This window comes from Micromonospora sp. NPDC049051, assembly GCF_043197575.1.
In the GTDB taxonomy this organism is placed as follows: domain Bacteria; phylum Actinomycetota; class Actinomycetes; order Mycobacteriales; family Micromonosporaceae; genus Micromonospora.
The window spans coordinates 358,144-373,520 of record NZ_JBICTL010000006.1; the positions used below are offsets into that span (position 1 = coordinate 358,144).

Consider the following 15,377-nt stretch of genomic DNA (forward strand, 5'->3'; position numbering starts at 1 on the left):
GGAGACGATCCGCGCGGTCCAGCTGTCACCGGTGTCGGGCGGGGACACCTGGTCCCCGCCCGACACGGCCATCTTTCGCGTCTAACGCAGCACGCTGTCGCTGACCACGAACAGCAGGCCATGTGGCCGGGCCTCGCCCACCGAGCCGTGCGGCCATTTCTGGCGGTTGAAGTTGAGGCACTCGGCGCCGTTCACCTCGTCCCGGAACGAGGTGTCCATCGACACCTCACCGCTTGCACTGAAGTCGTACATGCAGATCCGGTGGTCGCCATCGAGCAGCGGGGAGACGAAATAGTTGGCCGACGCTATCCGGCTCAGCCCGCCGTTCTCACGGTAGATGCCGTCCCGGCCGCGGGTGAAGTTGTCCATGGCCCCCCAGTGCGGGCCGACGCCGGCGAACGTGGAAACGGTGTCACGGACCGGCATCACCCCGGTCAGCGCCGGGCAGTCAGACTCGTGCCCGCCAGCGGTCACTTCCTCGATCTCGTCGATCTTGCACTTCGGATTGTTGCCGGAGGCCAGCAGCTTCTGGATGTCCAGCACGTACACCATCCCGGTCTGTGCGTCCCGGGGCAGGCGCCAGTCGGCACCCATCACCGTGTGCACCAGGAACCGGTCGTCCGGGGTGACCCAGAGCCAACTGCCGCCACTGTTGGACCCGCTGAGCAGGCCGGACGTGTCGAACTTCCGATACGCCGTGCTGTCGTCGAAGACCTCGCGCCACTCCGGGTCCGGCTTGGTGATGTCCGGCGTGTAGTAGACGGCCCCACCCGCCATGGTCGACGCGAACGCGCCGCGGTGCCGAGGCTGGTGGGTGACCGCGGGCTCCATCACCATTCGGGGCTCGGCGAACGCGGGTTCATCCACCCGCGGGCCGTCGGGCAGCCGGGAAACCGACTTCAGTTTCGGCCGGTTGCGGTTGGTGATGTCGAAGATCCGCACCGTGTCGCGCAACCAGAGCGGATCGATCTCCGGGGTCGGCGGATTGAGATTGTTCTTGATCTCGGTGTAGTCGGTCACCACCATCCGGTTGAGATCCTCCCGCACCGCGATGCCGTGCGGGTTAGCGCACGTCGCCTTCTCGAGGGCCGGGTAGTTGTGACACTTGGTCGGATCCTCGCCGTACGGCAGTGCGGTCGCGATCTCCGATATGGTCCTGCCGTCCTTGCCGATCCGGACTATCTCTCCCGGAGAGCCCGCGTAGCCGTTACCGACCCGCACCTGGCCGTCGGAGTAGGTGCAGGGCCCGGGGACGTTCGGGCCGCCCATGTAGCTGGCGTAGGCGGTGCCGTCACTGAGCACCGCGAAGGCGTCCGGCGCCGAACCGCACGGAGTGTCGGCCGGCAGGTTGACTCCGGTAATCCTCAGCACCGGCAGTCGGCTCGCGTCGAGCACGAAAACCGTGTCCGAGAAGATGCCGCCGGCGTAGATCCGCTGGCCTTTGTGCCAGACGTACTGCATGTGGTGCGGTTCGTTCTGCCGCTGCGGGCCGAATGTCGCCGTGTTGACCACGCGACCGTAGCTGCGGGAGCCCTTGGTGGCGTCGATGACCGCGAGGAAGTCCTTGGCGTCGGGATTGGCGGCATCCACCGCACCGGACCAGGCCAACAACCACTTCCGCGGGCCGCCACGGAACGCGTCGACGGTCAGGTGGTTGGTGACGGTGTAGATCGTCCCGTCGGATCCCCGCACCCCGGAGGACTGCTCCGAGATCGCGTTCGCCGGGCCCGGCGGACCGAGCAGCGTGGCGACCATCGACCCGAGCATCACGAGGGCACCGATCCGCCTGGCGCGTCTCCTGAACGGAGTTCGGGCGGGCCCGGCCCCCTCCACGGCGGTGCCATCGCGCCTGCCGCCCGCTCTGGTCGAGCGACCGGCACCGAATCTGTAGATTGTCACGGGCTTCGTCCTATCGTGAGTGCTGATGGCGACTACTGCCTGGTCGCTGCGGCAACAGCGGCGGTCAGGACCATTTCCGAATCAGGGCGCGTCGCCGCTACGCATCGTGCCGCGATTCTCACCAAGCGTGGTCATCGTGCGCAGGCTCCTCCTCGGCCGATCACCGTCGGCGGCATACGGGCTTTCTGTCAGAGACTTCCTGAGAATGCTCGTATCCCCGAGGAACGGCCGCATCTCTGAGATTGCGGAGAATTCGCGGACAGCGGCGGTTATCGCCAACTAGCCGGACGATTCGCGCGTGAACCGGTGTCCTTTCCGCCGGCCGTGATCATTCCTGCAATTCTTGGCTACGCCGCTGGCGTCGACCGGCCGATCCGCATCGTCGGCCTGTCGTCCGCATCGTCGGACTGTCGCGCGATGACGAGCCCGAGTCGGCTGGCGTCGTGGCGGGTCAGGCCACAAGCAGACGGAGACCGAGTTCCGCCGTGTCGAGATCGACCGCGTCGGCCAGCTCGGTCAGCTCGGTCAGCGAAGGCCGGCCGACCACGAGGCTCGCGACCTCGGGCTGGTAGGCGCGGGTGAGCCAGAACCGCCGAAGCCAACGCGCATCGCCCAGCGCTGCCCAGACCTGCGCGGCGATCCGTGGCTCGGTCCGCCGCGTCACCGTGTAGGCGGCACCGATGGTGTCGTACAACTGCGCGCCGGACATGTCGCTGCCTCTCTGGCCGGCACGCACCCCGCACCGCGCCGGTGGCCGGGTGTCACTGCCCCCGATGCTCCGTCACCGGGGCGCCACTCCACCACACCGACGGGCCCTTCATCGAGATGCTGCCGTCCGTGAGGCGCCGCTCGCCGCCGTGCTCGCCCCGGCGGCACGGTGCTCGCCCGGTCCCGGGTTCGCCGCCGTGCTCACACCACGGGGTCGCGGCGCAGCGGCTGCCACCACTGCGGGTTGTCGCGGTACCAGGCGACCGTCGCGGCCAGGCCTTCGGCAAACGCGACCCGGGGCGTGTAGCCGAGGGCGCGCAGCTTCGCGTCGTTGATCGAATACCGCCGGTCGTGGCCCGGGCGGTCGGGCACCGCGCGGATGCGCTCCGGGCCGGCACCGCAGATCTCCAGCAGCAGGTGTGTCAGCTGGCGGTTGGTCAGTTCCTGCCCGCCGCCGATGTTGTAGACCTCACCCGGCTGTCCCTGCTCGAGCACCAGGTGGATGCCCCTGCAGTGGTCGTCCACGTGCAGCCAGTCGCGCACGTTCAGGCCGTCGCCGTACAGCGGAACCGTCTCTCCCCGCAGGAGATTGGTCACGAACAGCGGAACGATCTTCTCAGGGTGCTGGTAGGGGCCGTAGTTGTTGCTGCACCGGGTCACTCTGACGTCCAGGCCGTAGGTGCGGGCGAACGCCCGGGCCAGCAGGTCGGCGCCCGCCTTCGCCGACGCGTAGGGGGAGTTGGGCAGCAGCGGGCTCTCCTCCGTCCACGAGCCGGAGTCGATCGAACCGTAGACCTCGTCGGTCGAGACGTGGACCACCCGCGGCACGCACGCGTCCATCGCCGCCTGCAGCACCCCGGCGGTGCCGACCACGTTCGTCTGCACGAAGGCGTCCGCGCTGGTGATCGACCGGTCGACGTGCGTCTCGGCGGCGAAGTTGACCACGGCGTCGTGGCCCGGCATCAGCTCCGCGAGCAGCCGGGCGTCGCAGATGTCGCCGTGGACGAAGGTGAACCCGGGATGGTCGCGCACCGGGGTGAGATTCTCCAGGTTGCCCGCGTACGTGAGTTTGTCGAGCGCGGTGACCTGTACGCCGGAGTCTCCGTAGGCGCCGGAGAGGAGATTCCGGACGTAGTTCGAGCCGATGAAACCGGCCGCCCCGGTGATGAGCAAGCGCATTCTTACCCTCCTCAAGATGCCGGACCGGGACTGCGCCGGCCGGGACGCAACGGCAGGCGTGCGCCGCGCGGACTCCCGTCGGCCCGCTGCGAGGCGAAGGCCGCAAGGAGGGTCAACCGTACGGCGACCGTACGCCTCGTTCCCCGGCTGGACGGCGGCGGTCGCGTGTCGCGCGGACCGCCGCCGCCGAGCCGGTGTGTCTCCCGCCGTACGAGTGCCCTGCCCGAGGGCTCGTCGGCGTGGTGGGTCAGTGCGCCGTGGAATCCGGTTGCCGGTGCCGGGCGACCATCCGCTCCAGGATAGGAACGAATTCGGCCGGACTGGGCGTGGCCAGCAGGTCGTTGTGCATCCGCGCGACGCCCTGCCGGAACGAGGGCTCGGTCAGCACCCGCATGATCTGCTCGCGCATCTCGTCGACGGACGGCTTGCTAACGTCAATGATCAACCCCGCGCCGGTTTCCGTGAGGTACCTGGACAGGGCGGGCCCCAGGCTGTACCGGGAGCGGCCCATCCGACCTCCCAGGGCGGTCGCCGAGATCTCGTTGCCGACGAAGTCGAGCACGAGTTGCGGCACGCAGTTCGCCACCGCGGGCATGACGGTGCCCATACCGCCGTGGTGGATCAGCAGCGAACAGGTCGGCATCAGCTGGTTGAGCGGGACGAAGTCGAACACCCGGACGTTGTCCGGGATCTTGGACACCGCCCCCAGCTGGGTCTTGTTCAGCGTGGCGATGACCTCGACGTCCAACGTGGACAGGGCTTCCAGCAGGGCCGGGATGTGGGCCCAGCCCCCCTCCATGAACAGTCGTTCGGACAGGCCGAGCGAGACGGCCACCCGCGGGCGCGCCGGAACCGGGTACATCCAGTCCGGCATGACCTCCTGCCGCGCATGCGGGATCCACCGCATCGACAACGTCTGCGCCGACACCTCCGGCCCTACCGCCGCCGGCTGCTGATTGACGGTCCACTGCCCGAACAGCAGCTCGTCGTCGATCTCGACGCCGTACCGGTCGGCCAGCGGCCGTACGGTCTCGACCAGCGGGTTCTCCACCGACGGGCCACCGGGCCTGCTGGTGACCTCGGTGAACCTGTCGATGCTGCGGCAGAACACGTCGGGTGCGGTCCACCAGCGCGCCTGGACGGCGCCGCTGGCCCGGGCCGCGACCGCCGCGCCGGGAATGCAGGGGTCCCAGAGCACCAGATCCGGCTTCCAGGTCCGGGTGAACTCCACCAGGCCGTCCATCGCGGGCATCGGCTCGCCGGGGTCGCCCTTGTACGGGATGAAGTCCCACATCGCAGGCAGGTAGAACTGGGTGAGGACATCCCAGTGCTCGCGGTCCGGATCGTCGGGTCCGAAGGCCATGGCCTCGGTGACGCGAGCCAGCTCCGCGCGCTCCTCCGGGTAGGGCCGTCCCGGGCCCATCGGTATCGGCATGCTGTTCGGGTCACACCACGAAACCGGGGTGAGCCCCATCGACGCCGTTGACTCCGCGATGGACGCGTGGGAGACGACACAGACCTCGTGCCCCGCGGCCTTGAGCGCCCACGCGAGTGGAACCAACGGATACAAGTGTGCGGCCGCCGGCCAAATGACGAATACCACCCGCATCAAAGACTCCTTACGGCTCGCTGAGGACTTGGGGCTCGGGCAACGGAACGACGAACTTCCCGCGGAATCCTTCTGCGCGCAGCCGGGCAGACAGTTCATCCAGGATGTGCCAGGAGAACAGGATGGCGTAGTCCGGCTGATCCGGCCCGCACAGCTCCTCCTGCGAGATGACCGGAATGTGGACGCCAGGGAAGAGCCGGCCGATCTTGAGGGGACTGATCTCCGAGACGACGCTGATGTCCGCGGGTCCCAGCGAGCAGTAGTTGAGCAGGGTCACCGCACGGGCGGGGCAGGACGAGCCGGCGATCCGCGATCCGTCGCCGGCCAACTTTCTGACCAGGTGTCGGAAGCGGTCCCGGTGGTCCTCCACGCGGGCCGCGAACTCCCGGTAGGTCGCCTCGTCGGTGAGCTTCTGCGCGTCTTCCGCGCGGCGGAGTTCGGTGACGGAATCGCGGATCTGGTGCGCGCCCTTGAAACCGGCGTAGACGCGGACGGAGCCACCGTGGGTGTCGACGAGTTCGACATGGAAGACTTCGAGACCGTGCAGTCCGAAAACGTGCTGCAACGCGGTCAAGGAGTAGTACCGCGAGTGCTCGTGGTAGGCGAAGTCGTACTGCAACGTCCGCAGCATCTCCGGCAGGTAGTGCGACTCCGACACGAACATCCCGTCGGCTTCCAGGATCGTGCACAACCCGTCCAGGAAATCGCGCAGGTTCGTGACGTGGGCGAACGTGTTGGTGGCCACCACGATGTTCGCCGGCCGGGAGCTGGACATCATCCGCTGGGCGAGCTCCGCGCTGAAGTAGTCGGTGACGACCGGCGATCCGTTCGGCGACACCGAACCGCACGGATCGACGCCGAGCACGTTGAAGCCGCGCTCGGCCAGCGCGTCCAGCAGACTTCCGTCGTTGCTGCCGATCTCGATGACCCGGCGGCGCCGCGGATCGGGGTCCTGTTGCGCGGCCAGTACGGCCGCCAGTTCCACCAGGTGCTCACGGAAGCCCTTGGTGAGTCCGGCGAGGTGGTGGTAGTCGCCGGAGAAAAGAACACGCTCACTGACCGGTTCCATCACCTGGACCAGGCTGCACCGCGGGCAGAATCCGAGATCCAGTGGCCAGGTCTGTTCGGTCCGGGCCTCCTCGTGATTTTCCGGAAATACGCAAGCGGGCTGTTCGCCGAGTGACAGGAACTTGGTAACCGGGACGTCTCGGCAGGTCTGACAAAGCGTCCTGTCATCACCCACAGATGATCTCCTAACATAGGGGCGGACCGCTGTCTCGTCAGTTGTATCGCGGAGCCGTCGGCTTCGGCATCCTCACGATTGCGGTCCATGCTGGCGCCCGCGAACGGTGCGGATGACAACGCAGCGGACATCCCCGGAAACAGGCTCATTCTGTTTCCGGAGTCGCCGCTGTCGACGGCAGTGGTCAGATCGTCTGGGTATGGGGTGGCGCGGACGATGCGGGTTGTCTGTCCGCTGGTCGGGGAAAGCCGGTCCGTTGTCACGCGGCGTGGGCGTCGTGGCAATCGCTCATGTCACTCGCACTACTGCCACGGATATGGACGACGTCCATGGACCTGTCCGACCACGAGGAGTTCCCTCGTGGTCGGACAGAACCCCATTTGGAGGCCATTGTCGACTCCAGAGCCGACCCGATTTCAGGACGGCGGCGAGGTGTTCGGGAAGCGTCCTGCCCGCCACGGCGACGGATACGCCGAACACCTCGCCACACGTCGTCGGCGCTCAGGACTTCTGCTGCACCCCGTACTGCAGGAGCACGGTGTCAAAGCCGTCGAACGTGCGCACGCCCAGTCGCCGCAGCGACACCGGGTGCTCGAACAGCGGAGTGCCACCGGCGAGAGCGGCCGGGCCGAGCAGCAGGTGAAGCTCGTCGACCAGCCCCTGCTCGAGCAGCCCGTTCCACGTGGTGCGGCTGGCCCACGTGACGATCTCCTTGCCGTCCTGCTCCTTCAGCCTGGCGATCTCCTTGGGGGCGTCCGCCTGGGAGACGATCCGGGTGTTGTGCGCCCACGGGTGACCGGCCCCCGGCGGGGTGGCGTGATCGGAGATGACCACCTTGTCGACGACGTTGTAGAGCTTGGAGAACTCCCGGTCGGCCTCGAAGGCGGAGGGGTCGTCGGCGACGCTCGGCCAGTAACCCGAGAACATGGCGTAGGAGTTGCCCCCGAGCAGCACGGTGTCGGCCGCCTGCATCCGCTCAAGGTTGTACGAACCGAAACAGTTCTCCATCGGCACGGCCATCAGGTCGTGCCCAGGGCCCTCGTAGAAGCCGTCCATCGACACAGCGCTCACCACGATGAACTTGCGCATGCGAATCCCCTCCTCGTTGATCGTTCTGTGGCCGGTCGCAGCGGCGGCCGCAGCTACACGACCTCGCCTCCGCCCAGCCGTCCTGGCTTTCGTGTGTAGGACGGAGCGGCGGAGCGGAATTCGACATCGTCGGAGTGGCCGGCGCGAGTTTGACCGCCCGGTCCCGACCTGGCCCGTCGTCGTACCGCCGCTCGGCCCCGGGCCGCCCCGCGGTCGTGGCGCCTCCCGACCGGGCAGCCGCACGCGCATCAACCACTGAGCCGGGCGGCCTGGGAGATCAGGTACTGCCGTTCGGGCAGGCTGGTGGTGCGGTCGGCGGCTGCCCGGTAGTGGGTGGCCGCGGCCTTGGTGTCGCCGAGCATCTCACGCAGATGTCCGCGTACCGCGTCGAGCCGGTACTGGTCGCCCAGTTGTTCGTCCAGGGGTTCCAGGAGCTTCAGGCCGGTCTCCGGGCCGTGCACCATCGCCGCCGCGACAGCCATGTTGAGCGTCACGATCGGGTTGCCCGACAGCCGTTCCAATATCTCGTACACGGCGAGGATCTGCGGCCACGCGGTCTCCGCAGCGGTGGGGGCCTGGGCGTGCACGGCCGCGATGGCCGCCTCCAACTGGTACACGCCGATCTGCCCCCGTGACATGGCCTCCACCACCAGGGCGACGCCTTCGGTGATGAGCAGGCGGTTCCACCGGCTGCGGTCCTGCTCGTCCAGTGGGATCAGCTCGCCGTTCGCCCCGGTGCGGGCGGGCCGGCGCGCGTCGGTGAGCAGCATCAGGGCCAGCAGACCGGTGACCTCACCGTTGTCGGGCAACTGGGAGTGGAGCATCCGGGTCAACCGGATCGCCTCGTCGGACAGGTCGGCCCGGTGCAGCTCGGTGCCGTTGCTGCTCGTGTAGCCCTCGTTGAACAGCAGGTAGAGCACTCGTAGCACCGAGTTCAGCCGCTGGGTGTAATCCTCGCCGGCCGGCATCGTGAACGACACGTTCGAGGCCTTGAGCCGTTGCTTCGCCCGGCTGATCCGCTGCCCCATCGTCTTCTCGGGCACCAGGAACGCCTTGGCGATCTCGGCGGTCGTCAGCCCGGCGATCGCCCGCAGCGTCAACGCGATCGCGGACGCCGGCGTCAGGACGGGATGGCAGCACATGAACAGCAGCGTGAGGGTGTCGTCCTGGCCGGAGATCTCCACGGCCGGTGGTTCGAGACGGGCCACGGCCTGTTCGCGGCGGCGTCTGGCCTGGGTGCTGCGGATCTGGTCGGTCATCTTGCGCATGGCCGTCTGGATCAGCCAGCTGCGCGGACTGTCGGGGAGACCGTCCTTCGGCCAGTGCAGGGCGGCCGACAGCGACGCCTCCTGCACCGCGTCCTCGGCCGTGTCGAAGTCACCGGTCCGGTGGACGAGGACGCCCAACACCTGCGGTGCGAGCTCGCGGAGCAGTTCCTCCAAGCGCCTGGCGTGACTCATAGTGCGGCGATTACGCAACCCATCACTTGGCGTACCTCGATCCGTTGCCGGATCGGCCGACCGCCCGGGCCGGGCGCCGCCGACACCTGCGCGGCGATCTCGATCGCGCGGGCTTCGGAATCGACGTCGATGATCCGGTAACCGGCGAGGAGTTCCTTGAACTCCGGAAACGGACCGTCGGTGACCACCGAGGCGCCTGTGCCGTCGGAGGTGACGAACTTGGCCATTTCCGGGCCGGTGAGGCTCTGGACATCCACCAGCTCACCAAGTTCGGTGAGACGCCGGTTCAGTTCATTCTGGAACTTCAGATGGGCTTCGACGTCCTCGGCGGGCCAGTTCGCCATCGGCTCGACGCCCTCCGTGCCTGGATAGTTCTGCAGCAACAAGAACTTCATGTCTGCACCTCCCACGGATGATGGCCGCACCTCTGGCAAGTGTCGGTGACGCTACCACCCCGACCGGCGTCGAGCCGGGAACGCGCGCTTCGGTATTCGTCGAACGGTGGGCTCGATCTTGGAGCCGGCTACCGATTGGCGCGCCAGCGTCGCCTTTCGATCGTCCACGGGTACCGGTGGACGGTGCTGCCGACTCCAACGGCCACCGGTATTCGACCGAATACCGGTGGCCGTCCGAGTCGGGCGTCCCGCAGGACCGGCGAACCGTCTTCTCGCCTGCCGGCCGACAGGCGGCTACGGACCCTGGACGCCGGAGACGTCCCGGCGAAACTCACGCACTTCCGGAGAGTTGTGGACTCGGGGCCGTGCGGGGGCGGCTCCACCGGCGCATCATGGGCATCTCCACGAACCGGTGCAGCAACCAGCCGCCGAGGATGGACAGCGCGAGCAGACCGATTATGACCAGGACGGCGGTCGGCGTGTCGAACTTTCCGCCACCCGTCACATGGCGGATGTAGAAGACCGTCACCGTCTGGCACATGTAGAAACCAAAGGAGATGTTGCCGAGCCAGACGGCGAGCCTGCTCCGCAGTCCCGTCGGCGCGCCACGCATGTCCGCATCCGCGAACGTCGCCAGGAGCACGCCGATCGGAATGAGCGTGGTCACGTTGAAGGTGAGCTGCGCCGGAACGAAGTAGGTGGCGACGTAACCGAGCACCATGAACCCGACCGCGAGCAGCGGATTGATCCGGATCCACTTCCCGGCGAGGACGATCCTGGCCAGGATCGCGCCGAACGCGAACTCGAACATCCGCCCGGCCGGGAAGAGGTAACCCCACCAGAACTGCACGTCGCCCACCGGCGTGAAGCCGCTGCTGCGAGTCGAGAGGAAGAGCGTGGCGATCATCTGGAAGGCGACGAGCCCGGCGAACAGCGCCGCCGCGGTGATCCACATCTGGCGTACGGACATTCGCAGGATCGGACGGATGAGCAGGGGGAGGGTGACGTAGAAGAGCAACTCGCTGCAGAGCGACCAGGACGGGGTGTTGATGCTCTGGCTGATCGAGAAGTCGGGGAACCACGCGTGCACCAGGAACAGGTTGGGCAGCCACGTCTTCCAGCTGGCCACCCCGCCCGCGAAGAGCAGCATCACCAGCGCCCACATCACCACGTGGGTGGGGAAGATCTTCACCAGCCTGCGCCGGATGAAGGCTCGCGCCGAGCTGTCAGGTCTCGCCGACCAGGACAGCACGAAACCGCTCAGCACGAAGAAGAAGGAGACCCCCACGAAGCCGCCGTTGCTGAAGGCGTACGCGTACGATTGCGCGATGTCGGGGTTGGCGAACGGATTGATCCCCGGACCGGTGAGGTCGACAGGGTTCACCACCACTGCGGTATGGAAAAGAAACACCAGTAGGGCGGCGAAGAACCGCAGCCCGGTCAGTGAGTCGAGTTTCCTAGGCGCCCTTACGTCCTGAGGTTCAGGGGCGACTCGCACAGCTTCGGCCATGCCGGTTTCTCTCCCTTCAATTTGTCGGGTTTCCGGGTCCGGTGGAGGCACCGGCGCCGGCCGTCACCCTCGGTGAGTCCCGCTCAACCTCGCGGCCACCACCGCGCCCGCCGTGCCGGCGGGCCGCCGTGGCGTTCTCATGCCTGGTCAGGCCCCCTTCCCGGACCTGAACACCGTGCTCACACTGTTCACTCGCCGCACGGGGGTCGCATCTTCCGATGTGCGCTGCGTTGCGCACTCTGGAAGATGCGCATCCGCACCGGGTCAGGCGACAGTTGCCTGCCAGTACGTTCGAGGTTCCATCCAGCAACCTGCGGGTTCAGCGGGCGTGGCCTCTGGATGACCGGTTGATTTTGGGCACGAGGAGGCTGAACGAATGACCGTCCCCGTTGAACTCGGCGCGATCGATCTCTCCGACAACGACTTCTGGACCGAGTCGATCGAGTACCGGCATGCCGCGTTCGAGGCGCTGCGCGCCCAGCCCGGGCTGCCGTTCTTCGCCTCCCCGGAGTTCGGCTCGGCGCCGCGCGGTCGCGGATACTACGCGCTGACCAGGATGGACGAGATTCTGTTCGTGAGCCGCAACCCTGCCACGTTCATCTCCGGCAAGGGAAACGTCGCGATGGACCTGCCGGTCGAGTTCCTCGAGCAGTCGCTGATCACGATGGACGATCCCCGGCACGCCAGACTGCGGCGCATCGTCTCCCGGGGCTTCACCACCAAGGCGATCGCGGCGCTCACCGACAACGTGACCCTGATGGCCAAGGACATCGTCGACGAGGTGGTCGAGCGGGGCGAGTGCGACGCGGTCGCCGAGATCTCGGCGAAGCTGCCGCTGCGCGTCATCTGCACCATGATGGGCATCCCGGACTCGCAGCAGCAGTTCGTGTTCGAGCAGACCAACGCCATGCTCGGCGTCCAGGACCCGGAATACGTCGGGGAACAGGACGACGCCATGCTCGCGATGAACAAGGCGAGCCAGGAACTGGCCAACCTGATGCACGAGCTGGCCGCCCACCGCGCCACGAACCCCGCCGACGACCTGATCTCCAAGCTGCTCAACGCCGAGATCAACGGCGAGGCGCTCACGCCCTCGGAGCTGACCCACTTCTTCATCCTGCTCACCGGCGCCGGGACCGAGACCACCCGCAACGCGATCACGTGGGGGATCCATCTGCTCACCAAGTTCCCCGAGCAACGCGAGGCCTGGCTCTCCGACATCGACGGGGTGACCCCGACCGCGGTCGAGGAGATCGTCCGCTGGTGCGCACCGGTGATCTCCCAGCGGCGCACCGTCGCCGAGGACGCCGAGCCGATGGAGATCGCCGGCCAACCTCTGGGCCCGGGTGACAAGGTGGTGATGTTCTACTGGGCCGCCAACCGCGACCCGCGCTACTTCGAGAAGCCCGAGTCCTTCGATGTGCGGCGCTCGCCGAACCCGCAGGTCGGCTACGGCGGGCCGGGCCCGCACTTCTGCCTTGGCGCGCACCTCGCCCGCCTGGAGATCAACGTGATGTTCCGCGAGCTGCTGACCCGCATCCCGGACATCCACGCCACGGGGGAACCGGCGCGGCTGAAGTCGCCGCTCATCAACGGGATCAAGCGTCTGCCGGTGGCGTTCACCCCCGGCGCGCGCTGACCGTCGCCTCGCTTTCGCCGTAGCCGTAGCCGTAGCCGTCGCCGTCGCCCTGGCCGTCGCCGGGTGGCGAGCCGCCGCAGGTCGGCCACGTCGCCGTCGCGGTCTTCACCCATCGGCGCTCCTCGTTGCGGCCGAGGAGCGCCGATGCAGGGCGATCGCGCGGAGAGCGAGCCGGATCGCGTACGGGTACGGATCGGTGGACCTCCCGGGCAGCGTCCGGTCAGCCTCTCGTGGGAGCGCGGCCCCGTGCGGCCGTGGGCGCGTGTGGCACTCCGGGCGGGGTCCGCCGGACCGGATGCCCCCGGGACACGGCACGTCCCGTCATCCGGCTCCGGATCGATGTCGAAAACCGGTTCTCGGCTCCGTCCTACCCACAAAGACCGTCACGACGGATGAGCAGAGGGTGAACAGCCCTCCGCCCCGGGCCCGCCCGAGCCCGGGAACGTGACCGTACGAGGGGTGGATGACCGATGCGCGAGCTCGTCGCAGCGAACGTCGAGTCGTTCGGCGGCGTCCACGAGGGCCGGCGAACAGCGTCCCGGCCCTGCCGATGGACGACTCCTTCGACCACCTCGAACGGATCAACGCCTGCCGTCGCCGTCTTTGGTTGGCAGCCGGCCCGCTGACTCCGCGCCCGTACGCGTGACACGGCTGGATCGGCGACCGATTAGGGAGAGGTTCCTTCATGAGTACCGTTACGTCAGCCCAGGCCCAGACCGATGACCGGGCTGGTCCCCGGCAATGGATAGCACTGGCCGTACTTGCCCTGCCGTCCTTGCTGCTGTCCCTCGATCTGAGCGTCCTGTTCCTGGCGCTGCCGCACCTGAGCGCGGACCTGGGAGCCAGCAGCTCGGAGCTGCTGTGGATCGGGGACATCTATGGCTTCATGGTCGCCGGGTTCCTCATCACGATGGGCGCCCTCGGTGACCGGATCGGCCGCCGCAAGCTGCTGCTGCTCGGCGCGGCCTCGTTCGCCGTGGCCTCGGTGGTGGCCGCGTACGCCACGAGCCCGGAGATGCTGATCGCCTCCCGGGCGCTGATGGGCATCGCCGGCGCCACCATCCAGCCCTGCACCCTCGGCCTGATCAGCAACATGTTCCGCAACGCCAAGCAGCGGACGGTCGCCATCAGCCTCTGGATGACCTGCTTCATGGTGGGTCTGGCGCTCGGCCCCTTCGTCGGCGGGGTGATGCTCCAGTTCTTCTGGTGGGGCTCGGTGTTCCTCCTGGCTGTACCGGTCATGGTCCTGCTCCTCGCGACCGCGCCGGTCCTGCTTCCCGAATTCCGCGACAGCCAGCCCGGCAGGGTCGACCTGCTCAGTGTGGCCCTCTCCCTCGGCACCATCCTGCCGGTCATCTACGGCCTCAAGCAGGTGGTCACCGACGGCCTGACCTGGCCGACCGTCCTGTCCGTCGTCGTGGGCCTCGCCATCGGCGTGGTGTTCGTCCGCCGGCAGCGCGCCCTGGCCGACCCGCTGTTCGACCTTCGCCTGCTCGGCAACCGGGCGGTCAGCGGCGCGCTCGGCACCCTGCTGTTCGCCGGGGTCGCCGTCAGCGGCATCCTCCTGTTCTTCACCCAGTACCTGCAACTGGTGAAGGGACTGCCGCCGTTTCGTACGGGCCTGCTGATCATTCCGTACACCATCGGGGTGATCGCCGGATCCCTGCTCTCCCCGGGCCTCGCGCAGCGCATTCGCCCGGGGACCGTCGTCGCGGGTGGCCTGGCGATCGGCACGCTCGGGTTCCTGCTGGTCAGCCAGGTCCAGAACCTGCCCGGACTGACCCTCACCGAGATCGGTCTCGTCATCGCCTGCGGCGGCGTGGCACCCGTGTACGTACTGGGCACGGACCTGGTCGTCGGGTCCGCTCCGCCGGAGCGGGCCGGATCCGCGGCGTCGCTGGCGATGACCGGCGGTGAGGTCGGCACGGCCCTGGGCATCGCCGTCCTCGGCAGCGTCGGGACCGCCGTCTACCGCAACGAGATCGCCGACACGATGCCCGCGGACGTTCCGTCCAGTGCCGCGCAGTCCGCCAACGACACCCTGGCAAGCGCCGTCGAGGTGGCCGCAGGGCTGCCCGGAGCACTCGGAGCGGACCTTCTCGAGGCCGCACGCGACGCCTTCACGGACGCGTTCGTCGCCGTCGCCGTCGTCAACGCCGTCATGGTCGCCCTGCTCGCCATCGTCGTCGCCGCCGTACTCCGGCACATTCCTCCGACCGGCTCGAACGCGAAGGCGACGACGCCGACCGAGCCGACCGCCGAGGAGGCCAGGAACGGCCAGCCGGCAACGGTGGCAGGCGAGGCGTCCGGCGACTGACAGCGCAACCCGGTCGAGCCCGCCAGGAGGGCCGGTTGGTGTCGGGGTGGGAGGGCGCCCACCCCGACCGTACCGGTGCTCCTGGCGGCGGCTGGTCGGGAGACGTCCAGGCAAGCACCTGTCGCGTGTCACTCCGGTCGGCCGCACCTGCCGACGCCGGCGTGACGGCCCAGGGCACGCGCGGATGCCGGCACAGAGCTGGGCGGGCCGGGGACGCGCCGCGGCGCAGCGGCTCACCCGACGGCAAGCAAGTCTTCTACGAGGGGCGGACAGCACCGCCGGCCGCCACCAGCGTGGTGACGGCCGGCTCGTGCGGCAGCTGGGTGGGT

12 protein-coding genes are annotated in these 15,377 nt (G+C 68.2%); 2 read left to right on the top strand and 10 right to left on the bottom strand.

What is annotated here, in order from left to right; genetic code table 11:
- Nucleotides 1-81 precede the first annotated feature (81 nt).
- The 9 genes from ACGFIR_RS25600 to ACGFIR_RS25640 form a co-directional block, all read right to left on the bottom strand.
- Nucleotides 82-1,608: a hypothetical protein gene (locus ACGFIR_RS25600; RefSeq protein WP_393006666.1), complete on the bottom strand. Its 1,527-nt coding sequence runs from the start codon at nt 1,606-1,608 to the stop codon at nt 82-84.
- Nucleotides 1,609-2,350: 742 nt separating this feature from the next.
- Nucleotides 2,351-2,608, bottom strand: a complete 258-nt coding sequence (locus tag ACGFIR_RS25605; protein WP_393147747.1) for a hypothetical protein — start codon at nt 2,606-2,608, stop codon at nt 2,351-2,353.
- A gap of 200 nt (nt 2,609-2,808) precedes the next feature.
- Nucleotides 2,809-3,786, bottom strand: coding sequence for a dTDP-glucose 4,6-dehydratase (rfbB, locus tag ACGFIR_RS25610; RefSeq protein WP_393147593.1), 978 nt, complete (start codon nt 3,784-3,786; stop codon nt 2,809-2,811).
- A 247-nt stretch (nt 3,787-4,033) separates the two neighbouring features.
- Entirely contained in the window at nt 4,034-5,395 is a 1,362-nt protein-coding gene (locus tag ACGFIR_RS25615; RefSeq protein ID WP_393147595.1) for a nucleotide disphospho-sugar-binding domain-containing protein, read from the bottom strand.
- Nucleotides 5,396-5,405: 10 nt separating this feature from the next.
- Nucleotides 5,406-6,638 (bottom strand): class I SAM-dependent methyltransferase, encoded by a 1,233-nt coding sequence (locus tag ACGFIR_RS25620; RefSeq protein WP_393006672.1) that lies wholly within the window; start codon nt 6,636-6,638, stop codon nt 5,406-5,408.
- Between the two features lie 501 nt (nt 6,639-7,139).
- The gene (locus tag ACGFIR_RS25625) at nt 7,140-7,727 is read right to left on the bottom strand and encodes a dihydrofolate reductase family protein (RefSeq protein WP_393006674.1); all 588 of its coding nucleotides are present in this window, start codon (nt 7,725-7,727) and stop codon (nt 7,140-7,142) included.
- 248 nt (nt 7,728-7,975) lie between these two features.
- A complete protein-coding gene (locus ACGFIR_RS25630; protein ID WP_393006676.1) occupies nt 7,976-9,187 on the bottom strand; it encodes an RNA polymerase sigma factor in 1,212 nt (403 codons plus the stop codon).
- The gene (locus tag ACGFIR_RS25635; protein ID WP_393006678.1) at nt 9,184-9,582 is read right to left on the bottom strand and encodes a YciI family protein; all 399 of its coding nucleotides are present in this window, start codon (nt 9,580-9,582) and stop codon (nt 9,184-9,186) included. Before ACGFIR_RS25635 ends, ACGFIR_RS25630 begins: the two co-directional genes overlap by 4 nt.
- A 331-nt stretch (nt 9,583-9,913) precedes the next feature.
- Nucleotides 9,914-11,092: an acyltransferase family protein gene (locus tag ACGFIR_RS25640; RefSeq protein ID WP_393006680.1), complete on the bottom strand. Its 1,179-nt coding sequence runs from the start codon at nt 11,090-11,092 to the stop codon at nt 9,914-9,916.
- 376 nt (nt 11,093-11,468) lie between these two features.
- Here ACGFIR_RS25640 and ACGFIR_RS25645 point away from each other — a divergent pair, with 376 nt between their 5' ends.
- Nucleotides 11,469-12,731 carry a cytochrome P450 gene (locus tag ACGFIR_RS25645; protein WP_393147597.1) on the top strand — a complete coding sequence of 421 codons (1,263 nt, stop codon included), beginning with the start codon at nt 11,469-11,471 and terminating at the stop codon, nt 12,729-12,731.
- On the opposite strand, the gene ACGFIR_RS25650 is transcribed toward ACGFIR_RS25645, so the two are convergent.
- Nucleotides 12,712-12,840: a hypothetical protein gene (locus tag ACGFIR_RS25650; protein WP_393147599.1), complete on the bottom strand. Its 129-nt coding sequence runs from the start codon at nt 12,838-12,840 to the stop codon at nt 12,712-12,714. The two genes, ACGFIR_RS25645 and ACGFIR_RS25650, sit on opposite strands and share 20 nt — an antisense overlap.
- A gap of 576 nt (nt 12,841-13,416) precedes the next feature.
- Between ACGFIR_RS25650 and ACGFIR_RS25655 the strand changes: the two genes are divergently transcribed.
- Entirely contained in the window at nt 13,417-15,048 is a 1,632-nt protein-coding gene (locus ACGFIR_RS25655) for an MFS transporter (protein ID WP_393006686.1), read from the top strand.
- The last annotated feature ends 329 nt before the right edge of the window (nt 15,049-15,377 follow it).

Bases quoted from the DNA above. Each gene is read 5' to 3' on its own strand.
- ACGFIR_RS25605 (WP_393147747.1), bottom strand. From the start codon at position 2,608: ATGTCCGGCGCGCAGTTGTACGACACCATCGGTGCCGCCTACACGGTG.
- rfbB (WP_393147593.1), bottom strand. From the start codon at position 3,786: ATGCGCTTGCTCATCACCGGGGCGGCCGGTTTCATCGGCTCGAACTAC.
- ACGFIR_RS25615 (WP_393147595.1), bottom strand. From the start codon at position 5,395: ATGCGGGTGGTATTCGTCATTTGGCCGGCGGCCGCACACTTGTATCCG.
- ACGFIR_RS25625 (WP_393006674.1), bottom strand. From the start codon at position 7,727: ATGCGCAAGTTCATCGTGGTGAGCGCTGTGTCGATGGACGGCTTCTAC.
- ACGFIR_RS25630 (WP_393006676.1), bottom strand. From the start codon at position 9,187: ATGAGTCACGCCAGGCGCTTGGAGGAACTGCTCCGCGAGCTCGCACCG.
- ACGFIR_RS25635 (WP_393006678.1), bottom strand. From the start codon at position 9,582: ATGAAGTTCTTGTTGCTGCAGAACTATCCAGGCACGGAGGGCGTCGAG.
- ACGFIR_RS25640 (WP_393006680.1), bottom strand. From the start codon at position 11,092: ATGGCCGAAGCTGTGCGAGTCGCCCCTGAACCTCAGGACGTAAGGGCG.
- ACGFIR_RS25645 (WP_393147597.1), top strand. From the start codon at position 11,469: ATGACCGTCCCCGTTGAACTCGGCGCGATCGATCTCTCCGACAACGAC.
- ACGFIR_RS25655 (WP_393006686.1), top strand. From the start codon at position 13,417: ATGAGTACCGTTACGTCAGCCCAGGCCCAGACCGATGACCGGGCTGGT.